General features: G+C 69.1%; 15 protein-coding genes. 12 read left to right on the top strand and 3 right to left on the bottom strand.

The window, feature by feature from the left end:
• The first annotated feature begins 54 nt into the window (after positions 1 to 54).
• The 8 genes from MIC98_RS00370 to MIC98_RS00335 all read left to right on the top strand — a co-directional run bounded on the left by MIC98_RS00370 (position 55) and on the right by MIC98_RS00335 (position 7,271).
• Positions 55 to 1,611 carry a serine hydrolase domain-containing protein gene (locus MIC98_RS00370; RefSeq protein WP_239734884.1) on the top strand — a complete coding sequence of 519 codons (1,557 nt, stop codon included), beginning with the start codon at positions 55 to 57 and terminating at the stop codon, positions 1,609 to 1,611.
• Between the two features lie 55 nt (positions 1,612 to 1,666).
• Positions 1,667 to 2,410 carry an N-acetylmuramoyl-L-alanine amidase gene (locus MIC98_RS00365; RefSeq protein WP_239737967.1) on the top strand — a complete coding sequence of 248 codons (744 nt, stop codon included), beginning with the start codon at positions 1,667 to 1,669 and terminating at the stop codon, positions 2,408 to 2,410.
• Between the two features lie 30 nt (positions 2,411 to 2,440).
• The gene (locus MIC98_RS00360) at positions 2,441 to 3,139 is read left to right on the top strand and encodes a M15 family metallopeptidase (RefSeq protein WP_239737964.1); all 699 of its coding nucleotides are present in this window, start codon (positions 2,441 to 2,443) and stop codon (positions 3,137 to 3,139) included.
• Between the two features lie 59 nt (positions 3,140 to 3,198).
• On the top strand, positions 3,199 to 3,579 hold the full coding sequence (locus MIC98_RS00355) for a hypothetical protein (protein ID WP_239734883.1): 381 nt from the start codon (positions 3,199 to 3,201) through the stop codon (positions 3,577 to 3,579).
• Between the two features lie 223 nt (positions 3,580 to 3,802).
• The gene (locus tag MIC98_RS00350; RefSeq protein WP_057639208.1) at positions 3,803 to 4,144 is read left to right on the top strand and encodes a hypothetical protein; all 342 of its coding nucleotides are present in this window, start codon (positions 3,803 to 3,805) and stop codon (positions 4,142 to 4,144) included.
• 88 nt (positions 4,145 to 4,232) lie between these two features.
• Positions 4,233 to 4,970, top strand: coding sequence for an HAD family hydrolase (locus MIC98_RS00345; RefSeq protein WP_239734882.1), 738 nt, complete (start codon positions 4,233 to 4,235; stop codon positions 4,968 to 4,970).
• Positions 4,967 to 5,536 (top strand): hypothetical protein, encoded by a 570-nt coding sequence (locus tag MIC98_RS00340; RefSeq protein ID WP_239734881.1) that lies wholly within the window; start codon positions 4,967 to 4,969, stop codon positions 5,534 to 5,536. Before MIC98_RS00345 ends, MIC98_RS00340 begins: the two co-directional genes overlap by 4 nt.
• 376 nt (positions 5,537 to 5,912) lie before the next feature.
• Positions 5,913 to 7,271, top strand: a complete 1,359-nt coding sequence (locus MIC98_RS00335) for a VOC family protein (RefSeq protein WP_239734880.1) — start codon at positions 5,913 to 5,915, stop codon at positions 7,269 to 7,271.
• An 810-nt stretch (positions 7,272 to 8,081) separates the two neighbouring features.
• Here MIC98_RS00335 and MIC98_RS00330 read toward each other — a convergent pair.
• From MIC98_RS00330 to MIC98_RS00320, 3 genes are all read right to left on the bottom strand, one after another.
• Positions 8,082 to 11,201, bottom strand: a complete 3,120-nt coding sequence (locus MIC98_RS00330) for an efflux RND transporter permease subunit (protein ID WP_239734879.1) — start codon at positions 11,199 to 11,201, stop codon at positions 8,082 to 8,084.
• Between the two features lie 10 nt (positions 11,202 to 11,211).
• Complete coding sequence (locus MIC98_RS00325) at positions 11,212 to 14,436, bottom strand: efflux RND transporter permease subunit (protein WP_239734878.1); 3,225 nt, start codon at positions 14,434 to 14,436, stop codon at positions 11,212 to 11,214.
• Between the two features lie 276 nt (positions 14,437 to 14,712).
• A complete protein-coding gene (locus tag MIC98_RS00320) occupies positions 14,713 to 15,921 on the bottom strand; it encodes an efflux RND transporter periplasmic adaptor subunit (RefSeq protein ID WP_239734877.1) in 1,209 nt (402 codons plus the stop codon).
• A 304-nt stretch (positions 15,922 to 16,225) separates the two neighbouring features.
• Between MIC98_RS00320 and queF the strand changes: the two genes are divergently transcribed.
• The 4 genes from queF (at position 16,226) to MIC98_RS00300 (ending at position 20,666) form a co-directional block, all read left to right on the top strand.
• The gene (gene queF / locus MIC98_RS00315) at positions 16,226 to 17,035 is read left to right on the top strand and encodes an NADPH-dependent 7-cyano-7-deazaguanine reductase QueF (protein WP_239734876.1); all 810 of its coding nucleotides are present in this window, start codon (positions 16,226 to 16,228) and stop codon (positions 17,033 to 17,035) included.
• A 98-nt stretch (positions 17,036 to 17,133) separates the two neighbouring features.
• Positions 17,134 to 17,433: a LysM peptidoglycan-binding domain-containing protein gene (locus MIC98_RS00310; protein ID WP_239734875.1), complete on the top strand. Its 300-nt coding sequence runs from the start codon at positions 17,134 to 17,136 to the stop codon at positions 17,431 to 17,433.
• A gap of 71 nt (positions 17,434 to 17,504) precedes the next feature.
• Positions 17,505 to 17,981, top strand: a complete 477-nt coding sequence (locus MIC98_RS00305) for a hypothetical protein (protein WP_239734874.1) — start codon at positions 17,505 to 17,507, stop codon at positions 17,979 to 17,981.
• Between the two features lie 459 nt (positions 17,982 to 18,440).
• Positions 18,441 to 20,666: an NADP-dependent isocitrate dehydrogenase gene (locus MIC98_RS00300; protein WP_239734873.1), complete on the top strand. Its 2,226-nt coding sequence runs from the start codon at positions 18,441 to 18,443 to the stop codon at positions 20,664 to 20,666.
• Positions 20,667 to 20,838: the final 172 nt, after the last annotated feature.

Genomic DNA, 20,838 nt, shown 5'->3' with positions numbered 1-20,838 from the left:
GCAGGAATGCACGGCAGCGCCGCTTTGGACAATCACGAACCGCGGAGTGGAACCATGCCGACCAAGCGCCTGCTGCTGTGCCTGCTGTTGCTGCCGGCCGCCGCCCATGCCGCCGTCGATGATGATGGTGCGGCACGCTACCAGCAGGCGCTGGACGCGGCCTACGCGCATTACCGGCTGCCGGGCATCGCAGTCGGCGTGATCGAGGACGGCAAGGTCGCCTATACCGGCGCCCGCGGCGAACTGGCTGCGGGCGAGGGTGTACCAGTCGATGCCGACACGTTGTTCAAGATCGCCTCCAACACCAAGGCGATGACCGCCGCGGTGCTGGCGCGGCTGGTGCAGGCCGGCAAGCTGCGCTGGGACGACCCAGTGACCAGGCACCTGCCGCAGTTCCGCATGCACGATCCGTGGGTGACCGCGCACATGCAGGTGCGCGACCTGCTGATCCACAACAGCGGCCTCGGGCTGGGCGCCGGCGACCTGATGCTGTGGCCGGAGCCGAACCATTTCAGCCGCGAGGACATCATCGCCGGGCTGGCCCACCTCAAGCCGGCGGGCAGCTTCCGCGCCGACTATGCCTACGACAACCTGCTGTACGTGGTGGCCGGCGAAGTGGCGGCCGCGGCCGGCGGCAAGCCGTATGCGCAGCTGCTGCGCGAGGAAATCTTCGAACCGCTGGGCATGGCGCGCTGCCAGGCCGGGCCGTGGTCGCCGGCGGCGGTCGGCAACGTCGCGCGCCCGCATCGGCGCGAGGCCGCGCGAAACATTCCGGCGGCGGCCGACCCGGCGCGCGTGGACGACTTCCCGTCGATGGCGGCCGGCGGCGTGCGTTGCAGCCTGAACGACATGCTGCGCTGGATGCAGGTGCTGCTCGACCCGCAACAGGCGCCGGGCTGGCTGGACGCAACCCAACGCCGCGCGCTGTGGACCGCGCACATGTCGATGCCGGTCGGCCAGCGCCAGCGCGACTGGGACAACACCCATTTCCACGCCTATGGCTACGGCTGGCGCCTGTCGGACATGGATGGGCAATGGAAGGTCGCGCACACCGGCACGCTGTCGGGCATGTATTCCTCGCTGGCACTGCTGCCGGACCGGCGCAGCGGCGCGGTGATCCTGATCAACGGCGAGGCCGAGGACGCGCGCACGGCGTTGATGCAGGCATTGCTCAAGCAGCAGACCCGGCCCGGCGCCGGCCTCGACGTGGCGTACTACGCCGGCCTGCTGGAACGGGAAGCCGCGCAACGCCGCGCCGGCGGCCACGGCCCCGTTCCCCTTCCGCAGGGCGTGCCGGCCACGGTGGCCGGCTTCGGCGCCGATGCCGGGGTGTGGGCCGACCCGTGGTTCGGCCGGGTCGCACTGTGCCCGGCCGGCGACGACATCGCCTTCGCCTCCGAGAAATCGCCGGCGATGCACGGCCGGGTGATGCTGGCCGACGGCCGCCCGTGGGTGCGTTGGCAGGGCATCGGCGAGGACGCCGATGCCTGGCTGGAATTCACCGGCGACGGCCCGCGGCGGCGCCTGCATCTGCGCGCCATCGACCCGGACATCGACTTCAGCTACGACTTCCAGGACCTGGAATTCAGCCGCGTCGGCGATTGCCGGTGACGCGGCGATGCACGGTCATGATGTTCACTTCAGGCACGATACCGGCATGAACACGATGCAGATCCGACTTGCGACGTTCCCGCTGCTGCTGGCCACCGCGCTGCTGGCCGGTTGCGGCCACGTACCCGCGCGCAACCCGCTGGCCACCTGGGTGCCCTCGCCGAACCACGACCTGCGCCGGCCCGTCCTGATCGTCATCCACTACACCGAGCAGGATTCGGTGCAGCGCAGCCTGGACACGCTGCGCAGCCGCAACAGCGGCGGCCCGGTCAGCGCGCACTACCTGATCGGCCGCGACGGCCAGCGCTACCAGCTGGTCAGCGACGAACGGCGCGCCTGGCACGGCGGCGCCGGCAGCTGGGGCACGATCACCGACATCAATTCCGCCTCGATCGGCATCGAGCTGGACAACGACGGCCGCTCACCGTTCGCCCAGGCGCAGATCGACAGCCTGCTGGTGCTGCTGGAGGACCTGTGCACGCGCCTGCGCATCCCGCGCACGCAGGTGGTCGGGCACCAGGATTTCGCACCCACCCGCAAGATCGACCCGGGCCCGCTGTTCCCGTGGCGGCGGCTGGCCGAGGCCGGCTTCGGCCGCTGGCCGGCGGCCGATGCGCCGCCGGCGCCGGACAGCTTCGACCCGTGGGCGGCGCTGCGGCTGGTCGGCTACCCGCTCGATGACCGCGAAGCCACCGTGCGCGCCTTCCGCAACCATTTTCGCGGCCTGGACGGCGGCGAACTGGATGCCGAGGACCTGCGCATCCTGCACGCGCTGGCGGCCGACGCCGGCAGGCGCTGAGGTCGCCGCATGGTCCATCCGCTCCGGCACATGGTCGTGATCGCCGCGTCGTTGCTGATCCCGGCCGGCGCGGCAGCCGGTGACGCGCCGGCGATATCGCCGGCGTCCGACCCGGCGCAGGCCGGCATGCTCGACGTCGCCACGCTGGCGCCGGGCTTCGTGCCGGACATGCGCTATGCCGGCAGCGACAACTTCACCGGCCGCCCGGTGCCCGGCTACGAGGCGCCGCGCTGCTACCTGCATGCCGCGGCCGCGCAGGCGCTGGCGCGGGTGCAGCGCCGGCTGCAGGCGCAGGGCCACGCGCTGCGCCTGTACGACTGCTACCGCCCGGTGCGTGCGGTGCAGTCGTTCATGCGCTGGGTCGACGACCCCGCCGACCAGCTGGCCAAGGCCCGCTACTACCCGAATATCGACAAGGGCCTGCTGGTGGAGCAGGGCTACATCGCCGCGCAGTCCGGCCACAGCCGCGGCGCCACCGTCGACCTGGGCCTGCTCGACTGCCGTGGCGGCACCTGCGTGGAACGGGACATGGGCACCGGCTTCGACCGCTTCGACCCGTTGGCCCACACCGACAGCGCGGAGATCACCCCGTCGCAGCGCCGCAACCGGCAGCGCCTGCTGGAGGCGATGCGCGCCGAAGGCTTCGCCAACTACCCGATGGAATGGTGGCACTACACCTTCCAGCCGGAGCCGACGCCCGGCACCGCCTACGACTTCCCGGTACGCTGATCCGTGCCGCCGGCGCGGCCCGGATACACTGCGGCTTTCCCGCCGACGACCGGTACCCGATGAACCTGCAACTGCACTACGGCCTGCTCGGCTCGCTGGAAGCAGCCCTGATCGCGCTGGCGGTCGGCTTCGTGGTGTTCATGCTGTGGTGGCAGGTCTGCCGCCGCATCGGGCTGTCGCAGGGCCACGCCATCGGCTGGGCCTGCCTGGCTGCCGTCGCCATCGGCGCCGGCGTGGACATCTGGAAGATGTTCTCGCTGGGCATGGTGCGGCTGGAGTCGCCGCTCTACGCGCGGCTGGCGTTGGCGAGCATCCACGATCCGGACCAGTTGGGCACGCGCGTCGTGCTGGAAGTGGTCGGCGCACTGGTCGGCGTGGGGCTGGGATGGCGGGCGTTCAGTTCGCAGGTGACGCGGGAAGGTGACACCGGCGGCGATTGAACGCCGCTTCCGGGCGGTGGCGGGTTCATGGATGGAACGCCCGAATGCGCGCCTCACCGGCCGCTCACGTCGGCCTAACCAGTGCCGTAACCGATCCCGTCGTGGCAAGGGTTAACGATGCATTCGCCGCGGATTTCCGCCACAAACGGAGTTCAGGGCGGGCTTGCGAGGGTGGGGCCGTGCGGAATCACCGCGCACCCCGAATCGCAGGAGGAAACATCCGATGACCGTTCGCAACCGCAACCCGCTGTTCGCCCTCGTTGCCGCCGCCGGTGCCATGCTGGCCATGCCGGCCTTCGCCCAGCAGACCCAGCCGGAACCGCAGCCGCAGACCCAGGACCCGGCGACGCAGGCGCAGCAGGGCACCGCCGCCGATGCCGCGGCCGCTGCATCCGGCGACCAGTCGTGGGAGAGCCTGGATACCGATGGCGACGGCGCCATCAGCCGCGCCGAGTCGCAGGCCCACGCCGGCCTGGCGTCGGTCTTCGACGCCGCCGACGCCGACAAGGACGGCAAGCTGACGACCGACGAATACCGTGCCTATACCGCCGCACAGCAGCGCTGAACCACGCGCCGGCGCATCCATGCATTGAACCGGAGGGAGCGGCCGCGGGCCGCTCCCTCCGGCCGCGGCAGGTTGCTATCCTGCGCCCATGACTTCCCCGAACACCGCTTCCGCCATCGGCCTGGTCGGCTTCGACGGCGACGACACGCTCTGGAAGAGCGAAGATTATTACCGCCGTGCCGAGCAGGACTTCGAATCCATCCTCGGCCACTACATCGACCTGCACGACGCCGGTACCGCCCGGCACCTGCTCAAGGTGGAGCGGCGCAACCTGGCGGTGTTCGGCTACGGCGCCAAGGGCATGACCCTGTCGATGATCGAGGCCGCCATCGAGCTGACCGGCGAGCGCATTTCCGCGCGCCACCTGCACGAGATCGTCGAGATCGGTCGCCGCACCCTGCAACATCCGGTCGAGGTCATCGACGGCGTGCGCGAGGCGGTGGCCGCCATCGCCGCGCGCTGGCCGGTGGTGCTGATCACCAAGGGCGATTTGTTCCACCAGGAGCAGAAGATCGAGCGCTCCGGGCTGCGCGACCTGTTCCCGCGGATCGAGATCGTCTCCGAGAAGGACCCGCAGACCTACGCGCGGGTGCTGGCCGAGTTCGACCTGCCGGCCGAGCGCTTCGTGATGGTCGGCAACTCGCTGCGCTCGGACATCGAACCGGTGCTGGCGCTGGGCGGCTGGGGCGTGCACACGCCCTATGCGGTGACCTGGGCGCACGAGGCCGAGCACGGCGTATCGGCCGACGAGCCGCGCCTGCGCCTGGCCGATACCGCATGGCAATGGCCGCAGGCGGTGGCCGCCATCGAGGCCGGAACCGCGTGAACGCGCGTGCGCCGCGAGCAGGGGCAGCAGCACGCCACGCGCTGCTTGCCGTGTTGCTGCTGTGCGGCGCAACCGCGTTACCGGCGTTGGGGCAGTCCACCAGCGAGGTCACGCCATCGGACGAAGGCGCCGCCTATGTCCCCGGCACCGGCGATGCCTGGCTCGACCGGCAACTGGCCGACGTCAACCGCTATGCCGATCGCTACCCGGAAGCCTTCGTCGATGAACTGGTGCGCTACGGCGGCGCGCGGCGCGGCTATCCCGAAGCGCTGATGCGACAGCACGGCTGGGCGGCCGCCGATGTCTGGTTCGCCTGTTTCTGGGGCAAGGCCATCGGCACCAGTTGCCGCGAGCCGGTGCGCGCGCGTGCGCAGCATCCGGACGAGGGCTGGAAAGCCGTGGTGCAGACACTGCCGGTGGCGCCCGACAACCTGCATTGGCGCGCGGTGCGGCATGCGCTGGTGGCCAGCTACGACCACTGGGACCGGCCGATCCGGCTCGACCCGCTGCTGCAACGCCAGCTCGGTGACCGCGCCAGGCGTGACGCCGCCGCCCGCCGAGATTGAAGCCCCCCTCCCGCTGGGAGAGGGGTTGGGGTGAGGGGCGAGCGAAGTCCATGATGGCTGAACCATCTGGACCTCGCTCGCCCCTCATCCGCCCTTGCATGCCGCTCCTGCGGCATGCCCTTCGGGCCGGCTTCGCCGTCCGCTTCGGCATCCTGCCTGCGCGAGCGGGCACCTTCTCCCGAAGGGAGAAGCCTCCGTAGGTCGGGGTTACATCCCCGACACCGGGCGCTCCCGTATCCCTTGCGTCGGGGGCGTAGCCCCGACCTACCCGTTGCACGGGCCTCATTCTTCGGGGCCATTTCTCCGGAAATGGCTGGAGACCCCGCATCCGGGCGAAAATGGCGGCTTTCCCGCCACCGCGCCCGCGCGCCCCGACATGACCGCCGACCGTTTCGTTTCGCCCGACCACATCCGCAGCCTGTTCTCGCAGTCGATGTCGCACATGTACCGTACCGAGGTGCCGCTGTACGGCACGCTGGTGGAGCTGGTCGGCGAAACCAACGCCAAGGTGCTGGACGCGCAGCCGGAACTGGCCGAGCGCATGCGCCGCAGCGGCGAGCGCGAGCGGCTGGACGTGGAACGGCATGGCGCGATCCGCGTCGGCACCGCGCAGGAACTGGCCACGCTGCGGCGGCTGTTCGCGGTGATGGGCATGCAGCCGGTGGGCTACTACGACCTGTCGGTGGCCGGCGTGCCGGTGCATTCCACCGCGTTCCGCCCGGTCGATGGCGAAGCACTGATGCGCAATCCGTTCCGCGTGTTCACTTCGCTGCTGCGGCTGGAGCTGATCGAGGACGAGGCGCTGCGCGCGCAGGCGGCCGACATTCTTTCCCGCCGCAACATCTTCACCCCCGGCGCATTGCAACTGATCGAGCAGTGCGAGCGCGACGGTGGATTGAGCGAAGAGGACGCCTGGCGCTTCGTGGTCGAGGCGCTGGAAACCTTCCGCTGGCACAACGCGGCCACCGTGTCGCTGGACACCTACCATGCCCTGCACGCCGCGCACCGGCTGGTGGCCGACGTGGTCAGCTTCCGCGGCCCGCACATCAACCACCTGACCCCGCGCACGCTGGACATCGACGCGGCGCAGGCGGCGATGCATGCGCGCGGCATCGCCGCCAAGGCGGTGATCGAAGGCCCGCCGCGCCGCGCATGCCCGATCCTGCTGCGTCAGACCAGCTTCAAGGCGCTGGAGGAACTGGTGCATTTCCCGTCGGGCGCGGACAACGCCGCCGGCACCCACACCGCGCGCTTCGGCGAGATCGAGCAGCGCGGCCTGGCCCTCACCCCGAAGGGCCGCGCGCTGTACGACACGCTGCTGGCGCAGGCGCGCGAGGGCGCGGGCAGCGCTGGCGGCGATTACGCCCAGCGCCTGCAAGCAGCGTTCACGGGCTTCCCGGACGACCACACCACCCTGCGCCGCGAAGGGCTGGGCTATTACCGCTACGCGCTGACCGATGCCGGCTGTGCCGCGCAGGCCACCGAACGCGCGCTGCCGGCCGAGGTGCTGATCGAGCGCGGACTGGCGGTGGCCGAGCCGATCATCTACGAGGATTTCCTGCCGGTCAGCGCCGCGGGCATCTTCCAGTCCAACCTCGGTGGCGAGGAGCAGCGCGCCTATGCCGCCCGCGCCAACCGCGATGCGTTTGAGCAGGCACTGGGCGCGCCGGCAGCCGACGAGTTCGCGATCTACGAGCGCTTGCAGGCGCAGTCGCTGGCGCAGTTGGCGATGTGATTCGTGGTGGCAAGAGCCGTGCCGGGCAAGCCCGGCACCTACGAGGCTCTGCCGCCCCGTAGCAGCGGGGCTTGCCCCGTTGGCTGTTGCCTTGGCTTTGGCTGTTGCTTCGGCTTTTGACCTCCCTGCCGTAGAGCGAGCCGAGCACCGCAGCGGGACGGGGGGCGAAGAGGCGCACGTGTCTGAGCGAAGCGAGTTGTGCGCCGTCCCCCCGGCCCGCGAGGAGCGCAGGGGACCGATGCGGCGCAGCCGCATCGGCTCGCGTCCGGCCGTGCTTTCTTTTGGTTACCTTTTCTTTGCACGAGCAAAGAAAAGTAACTCGCTCCTGCGGAGCAGGAGTGAAAGCTCTGCTTTCAAGCGCTTGCTTTGGCTTTCGTCGTTGCTTCTCTTCTGCTTGGGAAAGGCAGTGGCAAAAACAATGGCAAAGGCTTTCGCTCCCCTTTCGGGAAGCGAGTTACTTCTCTTTGCTCGTGCAAAGAGAAGGTAACCAAGAGAAGCGCTTTCCAACAGCCGAATGGCTGGTCAAGCACGCCCTGCCTCCGCGCCCACGGCACTACGTGCCGTGGGTCCACTCCGCCGACGGGATTTTTCGACGAGACATCCCTGTCTCGTCGAAAAACGACGTGCATCCATGCACGTCGCCCCTTTCGGGGTCTTGTCCGTCGGCTCCGTCGCTGCGGAAGGGAACCCGGAAAATCAAAAGCGCAGGAGCAAAAGCAAAATCACTGGCAACGGCAACGGCAACGGCAACGGCAACGGCAACGGCAACGGCAACGGCAACAGCAACAGCCAGCGAGGCAAGCCCCACCGCTACGGGGTGGCCCGGGTGGTGCGTTGCTGGCGGTGTGCCCTGCGCCGCGCCCGCCAGCCGCGCCAATGCTGCTGCAGGCACGAGAAGATCACGTACAGCGCCGGCGTGCTCAGCAGCGTCAGGCTCTGCGAGATCAGCAGGCCGCCGATCATCGCGATGCCCAGCGGGCGCCGCAGCTCCGAACCCTCGCCCAGCCCGATCGCCAGCGGCAGCGCCGCCAGGATCGCCACCATCGTGGTCATCATGATCGGGCGGAAACGCACGATGCTGGCCTCGCGCACCGCCTCGGCCGGGCTCTTGCCGTGCTCGCGCTGCGCCACCAGCGCGAAGTCGATCATCATGATCGCGTTCTTCTTGACGATGCCGATCAGCAGCACCAGCGCGATCATCGAGATCACCGACAGGTCGGTGCCGGTCATCCACAGCGCCAGCAGCGCGCCCATGCCCGCCGCCGGCAGCGTGGACAGGATCGTCACCGGGTGCACCAGGTTCTCGTAGAGCATGCCCAGCACGATGTAGACCGTGGCGATGGCGGCGATGACCAGCATCAGCATCGAAGTCGGGTCCAGCGCCTGGCGGAAGCCGCCGGGGGCGGCCTGGCGGATGTCGCCGGGCATGCGCAGGCCCTCGATCACCGACTTGACGATGGCATCGCCCTCGCCGCTGCTCACGCCCGGGGCGAGGTTGTAGCTCAGGTCCATCACCGTGTACTGGTTCTGGTGGGTCACCTGCGACGGCGCCAGCCCCGGCTCCTGGTGGGCGAAGGCGGTCAGCGGCACCATCTGCCCGCTGCTGGAGGCCACGTACAGGTCCTCGATGGCGGCGGGGCTGCCGGTCTGCCCCGGCAGCGCGTTGACCACCACGCCGTACTGGTTGAGGTCGGCGTAGATGGTGGAAATCTGCCGCTGGCCGAACGCGCCGTACAGCGCGCCATCGACCGCGCCGATGCTCACGCCCAGCCGCGAGGCCTTGTCGCGGTCGATGACGATCCTCTGCATCAGCCCGCCCTTGTCCACGTCCGAGCCGACGTCGCGCAGCTTCGGGTTCTGCTTCAACGCGGCCACCACCTTCGGCAGCCATTCGGCCAGCTGTTCGCCGTCGTTGCCCTGCAGGGTGACACGGTTCTGCGCGCCCTGGCCGCCACCGCCGCCATCGGAGGGCAGGTCCTGGATCGCGCGCAGGCGCACGTCGAGGTCGGGGAACTGCGCGGCCTTGGCGCTCAGCCGCGCGACCACCGTGCCGGTCGGTTCGCGGCGGCCCTCGGCCACGGTCTTCAGCTCGATGTTGAACTGCGCGCTGCTGCCCTGGCGGCCGGCGCCGAGCCGGGTGCCGACCATCTTCACCGCCGGGTCGGCCAGCATCATGTCGCTCAGCCGGCGCTGGCGCTCGCTCATTTCCGCGAACGAAACGGTGGCCGCGGAACTGGCGCGGCCCCAGATCAGGCCGGTGTCCTGCTCGGGGAAACTGCCCTTGCCGACCGCACCGGCGAGGTAGAAGGTGGCCACGATCAGCAGCAGCGGGGTCAGTGCCAGCAGCAGCGCGTGGCGCAGCGAGAAATCCAGCGCCACGGTGTAGGCGCGCAGCATGCCTGCGTGCGCGCGGTCGAGCAGCCGGTGCAGGCGCGATTCGCGCACATGCGCCTCGTGCGGTTGCAGGAAGCGCGCGCACAGCGCCGGGGTCAGGGTCAGCGAGACGACGGCCGAGACCATGATCGCGGCCACCAGCGTCAGCGTGAACTCGCGGAAGAACGCGCCGAGCATGCCCTGGGCGAAGATGATCGGCAGGAACACCGCGACCAGCGAGGCGGTGATCGAGACGATGGTGAAGCCGATCTCGCGCGCGCCGGCCATCGCCGCCTGTAGCCGCGATTGGCCGGCGTCGAGGTGGCGCATGATGTTCTCGATCACCACGATGGCGTCGTCGACGACAAAGCCAATGGCGATCACCAGCGCCAGCAGGGTCAGGTTGTTGAGGGTGAAGCCCAGCGCGGTCATCACCAGCGCCGCGCCGGCCAGCGACAGCGGCACGGTGACCGCGGCGATCAGCGTCGGCGCCAGCCGGCGCAGGAACAGCGCCATGGTCAGCACCACCATCGCCAGGCTGATCATCAGCGTGATCTGCACCTCGGCCAGCGAGGCGCGGATGGTCGGGGTGCGGTCGAAGTAGGGCGTGAGCGTGGTGCCGGCGTCGAGGTAGCCGGACAGCGCGGGAATGGCCGCCTTGACCCGGTCGACCGTCGCCACCAGGTTGTCGCCGCCGCGCAGGTACACGTACATCAGCACGCCGCGCTGGCCGTTGAACCACGCCGCCTGGAACGCGTCCTGCTGGCCGTCGTAGACGCTGGCGATGTCCCGCAGCCGCACCACCGCGCCGTCGTGGCTGGCGATGGCGATGTTGGCGAAGTCGGCGGCCTTGCGCACCTGGTCGTTGAGGACGATGGCGGTCTGGCTGCGGCCGTCGTCGAGGAAGCCCAGCGGCGAGGCGACGTTGGCCGCGCGCATGGCGTTGCGCAGGTCGTCCGGGCTCAGCCCCAGCGCGGTCATCGCGCGCAGGTTGAGGTCCACCCGCACCGCCGGCGTGGAGGCGCCGGCGATGTCCACCTGCGACACCCCGGGCAGCTGCCGCAGGCGCTGCGCCAGCAGCGAGTCGGCCAGGTTGTACAACTCGGCCACCGACTGCGTGTCCGAGGTCAGCGCCAGCGCGATCACCGGGTCGTCGTTGGGGTTGGCCTTCTGGTAGGTGGGCGTGCCGATGCCGGCCGGCAGGTCGGCCATCGCCGCGTTGATCGCGGCCTGCACGTCCTGCGCCGCCGAGTCGATGTCGCGGCTGGTGTCGAACATCAGGAACACCATGCTGCGGCCGTCGCTGCTGCTGGAACGCATGGTGCTGATGCCCGGCACCTGGCCGAGGTGGCGCTCCAGCGGCGCGGTGACGGTGGCAGCCATCGTGTTGGCGTCGGCGCCGATGTTGCTGGCCTGCACGAAGATCACCGGGATGGTCAGGTTCGGCAGCGCGGCCACGCCCAGGCGCAGGTAGCAGAGCAGGCCGGCGAAGAACAGGCCGATGGCCAGCAGGCTGATGCCGATCGGGCGCTTGATGAAGGGCGCGGAGAGGTTCATGCCGTGTGCCTCAGCGGGCCGCGTGCAGGCGCGCCGCGGCACGCTGCTCGCGGCGCCGCGCGGCCCATCCGGAGAGCCGCTCGAAGTACAGGTAGATCACCGGCGTGGTGTACAGCGTCACCAGCTGCGACAGCAGCAGGCCGCCGACGATGGCCACGCCCAGCGGCCGCCGCAGTTCCGAGCCGATGCCGGTGCCCAGCGCCAGCGGCAGCGCGCCGAGCATGGCCGCGGCGGTGGTCATCATGATCGGGCGGAAGCGCAGCAGGCAGGCGCGGCGGATCGCGTCGAAGGCGTTCATGCCGGCGCGCTGCGCGTCCAGCGCGAAGTCGATCATCATGATCGCGTTCTTCTTGACGATGCCGATCAGCAGCACGATGCCGACGATGCCGTCCACCGACAGGCTCATGCCGCACAGGTACAGCGCCAGCAGCGCGCCGACCCCGGCCGGCGGCAGCGTGGAGATGATGGTCAGCGGGTGGATCCAGCTCTCGTAGAGCACGCCCAGCACGATGTAGATCACCGCGATGGCGGCCAGCAGCAGCATCACCACGTCGCCTTGGCTGCTGGAGAACTCGGCGGCGGTGCCGATGAACTGCGCCTGCATCTGCTCGGGCAGCTGCAGCGCGGCCACCGCCTCGTTGATCGCCGCCACGCCCTCGGACAGCGAATAGCCCGGCGCGAGGTTGAAGGAGATCGTCGCCGACGGCAGCTGCTGCTGGTGGCTGACGATCAGCGGCGCGGTGCCCGGCGTGGCGCTGGCGATCGCCGACAGCGGGATGCTGCCGCCAGCGCCCAGAGCGATGCCGGTATTGGCGTTGCCGATGCCGGTGGCGGTGGAGGAGTTGCTCGAGGTCACCTGGCCCAGCGTGGTGGCGTTGCTGCCGGTCAGCGCGCCGCTGCCGTTGCTGCCGATCGCCAGCTGGTTCATCAGCGCGTCGGAGGTGCGGAATTCCGGCGCCACCTCCAGCACCACGCGGTACTGGTTGAGCTGGGTGAAGATGGTCGAGATCTGGCGCTGGCCGTAGGCGTCGTACAGGGTGTCGTCGATGGTCTGCATCGGCACGCCGTAGCGGCTGGCCTTGTCGCGGTCCACCTCCACGTGCAGGGCGCGGCCGTGGTTGGCGAGGTTGTTGTCGACGTCGGCCAGCGCCGGCAGGCGGCGCAGCGCGTCGGTGACGCGCGCGGTCTGCTCGGCCAGCTCGGCGCCGTCCATGTCCGACAGCGAGAACTGGTAGGCGGTGGCGGCCACGCGCGTGTCCAGGGTCACGTCCTGCACCGGCTTCAGGTACAACGCGATGCCGGGGATGTGCGCGGCGGCGGCCTGCAGCCGCGGCAGGATGGCGTCGAGGCTGCCACGCTCGCCGCGGTCCTTGAGCACGATGCTGAGCTGGCCCTGGTTGAGCGTGGGGTTCATCGTGCCGGCGCCGATGTAGGCGGCCACGCCGCTGACCGCTTCGTCGTGGCGCAACGCCTCGGCCACGGCGCGGGTGCGCTGCTGCATCTGCTCGAAGGCCACGTTCTGGTCGGCGATCACCACGCCGGTGACCATGCCGGTGTCTTGGTCGGGCAGCAGGCCTTTGGGTATCGCGATGTACAGCAGCACGGTCAGCGCCACCGAGCCCAGTGCGATGCCCAGGGTCAGGCGCTGGTGGCGCAGTACCCAGTCCAGGCTGTGCTCGTAGAGGTGCACCAGCTTCGACCACGCCGTGGCCTTGCCCTGCGCGACCGCCCGCTCGTGGGCGTCGTCGCCCTCGGGCAGCGCGTCGGGCTTGAGCAGGTAGGCGCACATCATCGGGGTCAGCGTCAGCGAGATCAGCATCGAGATCGACACCGCGATCGTCAGCACCCAGGCGAACTCGTGGAACAAGCGGCCGGTGACGCCCGGCATCAGGATCAGCGGCAGGAACACCGCGATCAGCGACACCGTCAGCGACAAGACGGTAAAACCGATTTCCTTCGCGCCGGTCTCGGCCGCTTCCTGGCCGTCCTTGCCCTGCTCGATGTAGCGCACGATGTTCTCGATCATCACGATCGCATCGTCGACCACGAAGCCGGTGGCCACGGTCAGCGCCATCAGCGACAGGTTGTCCAGCGACATGCCGGCGAAGGCCATCACCCCGAAGGTGCCCAGCAACGACAGCGGCACCGCCACCGACGGGATCACCGTCGCCCACAGCCGGCGCAGGAACACGAAGATCACCGCGACCACCAGGCAGATGGTCAGGATCAGGGTGAACTGCACGTCGTGCACCGAGGCACGGATGGTGACGGTGCGGTCGGAGAACACGTCCAGCTTCACGTCGGCCGGCAGCATGGCCTGCAGGCCGGGCAGGATCTGGCGGATGTTCTGCACCGTCCTGACGATGTTGGCGCCGGGCTGGCGCCGCACTTCCAGCAGCACCGCCGGCTTGCCGTCGGCCCAGGCGGCGATCTGGTCGTTCTCCACCCCGTCGACCACCTTGGCGACGTCGCGCAGCCGCACCGGCGCGCCGTTCTGGTAGCGCACGATGACGTCGTTGTAGGCCGCCGCGTCGTCGAGCTGGTCGTTGGTGGACAGCGTGTAGCTCTGGGTCTTGCCGTTGAGCGAGCCCTTGGGTGCGTTGACGTTGGCCTGGGTCAGCGCGCTGCGCAGCGCTTCCAGGGTCATGCCCATGTTCGCCAGCTGCGCCGGATTGGCCTGGATGCGCACCGCCGGGCGCACGTTGCCGGCGATCGACACCAGCCCCACGCCGTCGATCTGCGACAGGCGCTGGGCCAGCAGCGAGTCGGCCAGGTCGTTGACCTCGCGCAGCGGGCGCGTGTCCGAGGCCAGCTTCAGGGTCAGGATCGGCGCATCGGCCGGGTTCACCCGGTTGTAGACCGGCTGGTAGGGCAGCGAGCCGGGCAGGGTGGCCTGGCGGATCGCCGCCTGCACGTCCTGCGCGGCGGTGTCGATGTCGCGCTCCATCGAGAACTGCAGCACGATGCTGGACAGCCCGGCCGAGGAGTCGGAGGTCATCAGGTCCAGCCCGGAGATCTGGCCCAGCTGCCGCTCCAGCGGCGTGGTCACCAGCGCGGCCATCGTCTGCGCGCTGGCGCCGGGGTACTGCGTGGTCACCACCAGGCTGGGCGCCTCGATCTCGGGCAGCGCCGCCACCGGCAGGCGCTGGTAGCCGAGGATGCCCAGCAGCGTCAGCCCGACCATCAGCAGCGAGGTGGCGATCGGGCGGCGGATGAAGAGAGTCGAGAAGCCCACGGTCGGTTCCTGGAATGAAGGGGAGTGCGCCTGGCTGCCGGATCAGGCCCTGCCGCGCGTGTCCTGCGGCCTGTCGGCGCCTGATTAGCGCCAAGTGTCAGTTTCAGAGCCCCTCTCCCTCCGGGAGAGGGGTTGGGGAGAGGGTACGGGGCGAAGCCTTGCGGTGTTGGGCTGCATGAGGCTTCGCCCGAACCCTCATCCGCCCCTGCGGGGCACCTTCTCCCAGGGGGAGAAGGGAAAAACCGGGACTCGACGCTGATCAGGTGCCGGCGCGGCTCAACGCGGGCCGCGGCCGGCCCCGCGCCGCTGGCCGGCGGCCTTGAGCTGTTCCTCGCTCGGCGCCGGTGGTGCCTGGCCCGGCTGCAGCGGCGTGACCTTGATGCCCTCCTTCAACCGGAACTGGCCTTCGGTGACCACCCTGTCGCCGGCCTGCAGGCCCTTGTCGATGACCACGTGGCCGTCGTCCACCTGCCCGCCCTGCACCACATCGCGCAGGGTCACGGTGTCGTCCGGCGTGACCAGGTAGACGAAATCGCCGGCGCTGCCGCGCTGCACGGCCTCGGCCGGCACCACCACCGAGTCGGGCAGCTCGCCCAGCTTCATCCGCACGTTGACGAACTGGCCCGGCCACAGCGCGCCGTCGGCATTGGCGAACTCGGCGCGCAGGCGGAAGGTGCCGCTGCTGCTGCTGATCTGGTTGTCCACCACCTGCAGCGTGCCGTCGGCATTGACCACCTCGCCGCCGGCGCGGTCGAGCGTGGCGGTCCGCAGCGGGCCGGCGGCCTGCGCGGCGCGCACCGCGTCCAGCTGCTGCTCGGGCAGGTTGAACAGCACGTTGATCGGCTGCAGCTGGGTCAAGGTGACGAGGGAAGTGCCGGCGGCGACCACATTGCCCGGGTCCACCGCGCGGATGCCGGCCACGCCGTCGATCGGCGCGGTGATGCGGGTGTAGTCCAGCTGCACCTTGCTCTGCGCCATCGACGCCTGCGCCGCCGCCACCGCCGCCTGGTACTGCGCCACCTGGTTGCGCAGCGTGTCCAGGTCGGTCTGCGCCACGTACTGGCGGTAGGCCTCGGAATTGGAGCGCTCGTAGTTGGACTGCGCGGTGGCCAGCAGCGCCTGGTTCTGGCGCAGGCTGGCCACCGCCTGGTCGTACTGGGCCTGGAACGTGCGCGGGTCGATCTGCGCGAGCAGCTCGCCCTTCTTCACTGCCTGGCCCTCGCGGAAGTTGACGCTGAGCAGCTGGCCGCCCACCTGCGGGCTGACCGTGACCGTGTTGTAGGCGCTCACCGTGCCCTGCGCGGTGACGTACACCGGCACCGTATCGCGCACGGCCGCGACCACCGTCACCGGCACCTGCGCGTCGCCCTGCTGCCCGCCCCAGCCCGCCTGCTTCTGCTTGCCGCTCCCCAGCACCCGGTAGCCGATGCCGGCCACGAGCAATACCGCGACGACCAGCAGCGCGGTCTTCCAGAAACGTGACATGCGAAAACTCCTGAAACCTGGGGAGGAAAGGGCAGGCGGAAAGCATAGCGCCGGCCGGTGACGGCCAAGGCCATGACCGATGGGCCACGCACTGGGACCAATGTTGGTGGTGAACGTTCCACGGGGCCGTTGGTTGACCGGCCCGTTGGCTCTTCCCCATCGGGCGGGTGGGACTGCCGGTCCCGCTCCGCCCCGCGGTCGCTCCTGCGTGGTGGTTTCTCCCGGGAGGATCGGCTCGCCGTCCATCTACCCGTTGGTCATCCACGAATCCGCGGTTCAAGCGGACGCACATACAATGTCGCCCATGAACACCCCACAGGATTCCAGCCTCGGCCGCGAGGTCGCCTACCCCTCGCAGTACGACCCCGGCCTGCTGTTCCCCATTCCCCGCGCCGCGGCCCGGGCCCAGGTCGGCATCGACGGCGGGCTGCCGTTCGCCGGGGACGACCGCTGGCACGCCTACGAGCTGGGCTGGCTGGACGGGCGCGGCAAGCCGTGTGTGGCTACCGCCACCCTGCATGTGCCCTGCGACTCGCCGAACCTGATCGAATCCAAGTCGCTCAAGCTCTACCTCAACTCGCTCAATGCCACCCGCTTCGACAGTGCCGATGCGGCATGGGCCCGCATCGCCGCCGATCTTTCCGCCTGCGCCGGGGCCACCGTGCGGGTCGAGCCCGGCCTGCCGCCGGTGGCCGGTGCCGGTGGGGAGTCGATCGACGCGCTGGAGGTGGACATCGACTGCTACGGCCCGCCGGACGCCGGGTTCCTCGTCGCCGATGCCGACACCCCGGTCACCGAGACGCTGGTGTCGGAGCTGCTCAAGTCCAACTGCCCGGTCACCGGCCAGCCGGACTGGGCCAGCATCGGCATCCGCTACCACGGCCCGCGCATCGACCGCGCCGGCCTGCTGCGCTACCTGGTCAGTTACCGCGACCATGCCGAATTCCACGAGCAGTGCGTGGAGCGCATCTTCCTCGACCTGTCGCGGCACTGCCGCTGCCACTGGCTGGAAGTGGAAGCGCGCTACACCCGCCGCGGTGGGCTCGACATCAACCCGCGCCGCACCACGCTGGGCCAGCCGGCCAATGCGGCATTCCGTGACGCGCGCCAATAAGTTTTTCGCGGACATACGCCGGCTTTACACCGCAGCGATGAATCCTTAACAGGCAGCGTGCAATCGTGGGTCCCAGTCAAGAAGCTCAGGTGGCTTGGATGGGTACCGACAAGAAGGCCGATTTCTCGGGCGTGACCTCCACCGTGGACAGCACCGCCGAGGTCGTGCCCAAGGCGGATTTCTCCGGCGTCACCGCCACGGTGGACAGCACCGCGGAGATCGTGGGCGGGCAGCAGTACACCGTGCAGAAGGGCGACAACCTGTCGAAGATCGCCAAGGCGCAGTTGGGCGACGCCAACGCGTGGAAGCGGATCTTCGAGGCCAACCGCGACGTCCTCGACGACCCGGACAGGATATTTCCCGGGCAGGTGCTGAAGATTCCGCCACGCCAGGCCTGACCGTCCGCATCCGTTCCAGTGCGCACTTCACCGTCGCGCGCTTCCCCCAATACCAAGTTAGGGAGCACCCCATGAAGAAGACTTCGTTCGGCAATGTCCTGCTGGTCGCCGCCATCGGCGCCGTCGCCCTGGTCGGCTGCAAGAAGCAGGAACCCGCACCGGCACCGGCCCCCGAGGCCAGCATGCCGGCCCCGGTCAACGAGCCGGCCCCGGCGGCTTCGGCGCTCAGCGTCACCTCGGTCAGCGTCGGCAATGCGGCGGCGGCCGACAAGACCGTGGCGCCGTTGGCGACGCTGGGCGTCAAGGACAAGATCATCGTCTCGGTGAAGACCGACGGCACCGCCAGCAATGCGACCGTGGCCGCCAGGCTTACCTACCAGGACGGCCAGGTGGCCGGTGAGCAGAACGCCATGCTCAACACCGAAGGTGCCGAGACGACCAACCTCGTGTTCAGCAATACCAACGACTGGCCGACCGGCAAGTACCGCGCGGAAGTGACGTTGGACGGCCAGCCGGCCGGCATGGCCCAGGAGTTTGAAGTCAAGTAGGCGGCTTCCACCTGCCGTCCCTCTCTCCCGGCAGGTGTAGGGCACGGGCGCAGTCGCAAGGCTGCGCCTTTTTTTGTGTGCAGAAACCGGTGGAAACAAGCTGCGGGAGCGGCCTTTGGTTGATAGTGCCGGCCGTTGGCCGGCATCTGCATGAATGTTGGTAGTGCGAGGTTGCCGGCCAACGGCCGGCACTACGCGGTGGGTGCCGACCGTTGGTCGGCACTATCGGCCAGTGCGCAACAAGCCCCACGGCGCTGCGCGCCGCCGCCACGACCAACGGTCGGGCGCTACCGTGTCATGCGTGGTGAGCCTGATTCCCACTACATGAAGGAACACCATAAGCACGCCACCGCAGCCCATCCCGCAAAACCGTACTTATGCGTTTTGCCCGGACCGGGGCAACGCGCGACAATGCGCTGCTGACTTTCCAGCCTTTACTTCCGACGGAAACCATCCCCCATGTCCGATACGCCGAAGATCATCTACACGCTCACCGACGAAGCCCCGTTCCTGGCGACGCAGTCGCTGTTGCCGATCATCGACGCGTACGCCACCACCGCCGGCATCGCGGTGGAAACCCGCGACATCTCGTTGTCCGGCCGCATCCTGTCGTTGTTCCCGGACTATCTGGAGGACGCGCAGAAGATCAGCGATGACCTGGCCGAGCTGGGTGAACTGGCGACGAAGCCGGAAGCCAACATCATCAAGCTGCCGAACATCAGCGCCTCGGTGCCGCAGCTCAAGGCCGCGATCAAGGAGCTGCAGGACCAGGGCTACGCGCTGCCGAATTACCCGGATGCGCCGACCGACGACGTCTCGCGCGACATCAAGGCGCGCTACGACAAGGTCAAGGGCAGCGCGGTGAACCCGGTGCTGCGCGAAGGCAACTCCGACCGCCGCGCGCCGCTGTCGGTGAAGAACTACGCCCGCAAGCACCCGCACCGCATGGGCGCGTGGAGCGGCGATTCGAAGTCGCACGTCGCGCACATGGACGGTGGTGATTTCTACGGCAGCGAGAAGTCGGCCACGCTCGCCAGCGCCGGCAACCTGAAGATCGAACTGGTGCAGGACGACGGCCAGACCGTCGTGCTGAAGGAAAAGACCGCGGTGAAGGCCGGCGAGATCGTCGATGCCTCGGTGATGTCGCGCCGCGCGCTGGCATCCTTCATCGCTACGCAGATCGCCGATGCGCGCGCGCAGGGCGTGCTGTTCTCGGTGCACCTGAAGGCGACGATGATGAAGGTCTCCGACCCGATCATGTTCGGCGTGGTGGTCGAGGAGTTCTACAAGGACGTGCTGGGCAAGTACGCCGCCGAACTCAAGCAGGCCGGCTTCGACCCGAACAACGGCATCGGCGACCTGTACTCGCGCCTGCCGTCGCTGCCGGAAGCCATGCAGGAAGCGATCAAGGCCGACATCGCCGCCGAATACGGCAAGCGCCCGGCGGTGGCGATGGTCAATTCCGACAAGGGCATCACCAACCTGCACGTGCCGAGCGATGTGATCGTCGACGCCTCGATGCCGGCGATGATCCGCGACAGCGGCCGCATGTGGAATGCCGAGGGCAAGCTGCAGGACACCAAGGCAGTGATCCCCGACCGCTGCTATGCCGGTGTCTACCAGGCGGTGATCGACGACTGCAAGGCCAACGGCGCGTTCGACCCGGCGACGATGGGCAGCGTGCCCAACGTCGGCCTGATGGCGCAGAAGGCCGAGGAATACGGCAGCCACGACAAGACCTTCCAGATCCCGGCCAACGGCGTCGTGCGCGTCAGCGACGACGCCGGCAACGTGGTGTTCGAGCACAAGGTCGAGGCCGGCGACATCTGGCGCATGTGCCAGGCCAAGGACGCGCCGATCCAGGATTGGGTGAAGCTGGCCGTCTCTCGCGCGCGCCTGAGCAACACCCCGGCGGTGTTCTGGCTGGACAGCAACCGCGCCCATGACGCGCAGGTGATCGCCAAGGTCGAGCAGTACCTGAAGGACCACGACACCCATGGACTGGACATCCGCATCCTGTCGCCGGTGGAGGCCACGAAGTTCTCGCTGGAGCGCATCCGCAAGGGCCAGGACACCATCTCCGTCACCGGCAACGTGCTGCGCGACTACCTGACCGACCTGTTCCCGATCATGGAGCTGGGCACCAGCGCCAAGATGCTGTCCATCGTGCCGCTGATGGCCGGCGGCGGCCTGTTTGAAACCGGTGCCGGCGGCAGCGCGCCGAAGCATGTGCAGCAGTTCGTCGAGGAGGACTACCTGCGCTGGGACTCGCTGGGCGAGTTCCTCGCGCTGGCCGCCTCGCTGGAACATCTTGCGCAGCGCTACGACAACACCGCCGCCGCCGTGCTGGCCAAGGCGCTGGACGAAGCCAACGGCACCTTCCTCGACAACGACCGTTCGCCGGGCCGCAAGCTTGGCACCATCGACAACCGCGGCAGCCACTTCTACATCGCCCTGTACTGGGCGCAGGCGCTGGCCGCGCAGGACGAGGACGCCGCGCTGAAGGCGAAGTTCGCGCCGCTGGCCAAGGCACTGGCCGACAACGAGCAGAAGATCGTCGCCGAACTGGTCGCGGTGCAGGGCAAGGCCGTGGACATCGGCGGCTACTATCGCCCGGATCTCGGCAAGACCGGCAAGGCGATGCGCCCGAGCGCCACGCTCAATGCTGCGCTCGCAGCGCTCTGATCGCAGCCTGCAAGGTGGTTTGGCCGAAACCCGCATTTGATTAGCGCGAGGTTTCAGTTTTAAAGCCCCTCTCCCTACGGGAGAGGGGTTGGGGTGAGGGGCAATGGAGTCCCGATGGTTCAAGCATCATGGACTCCGCTCGCCCCTCATCCGCCCTTCGGGCACCTTCTCC

The sequence above is a fragment of the Stenotrophomonas sp. NLF4-10 genome, assembly GCF_022359915.1.
GTDB classification, from domain to species: domain Bacteria; phylum Pseudomonadota; class Gammaproteobacteria; order Xanthomonadales; family Xanthomonadaceae; genus Stenotrophomonas; species Stenotrophomonas daejeonensis.
This window is presented reverse-complemented; position numbering and strand designations above follow the sequence as displayed.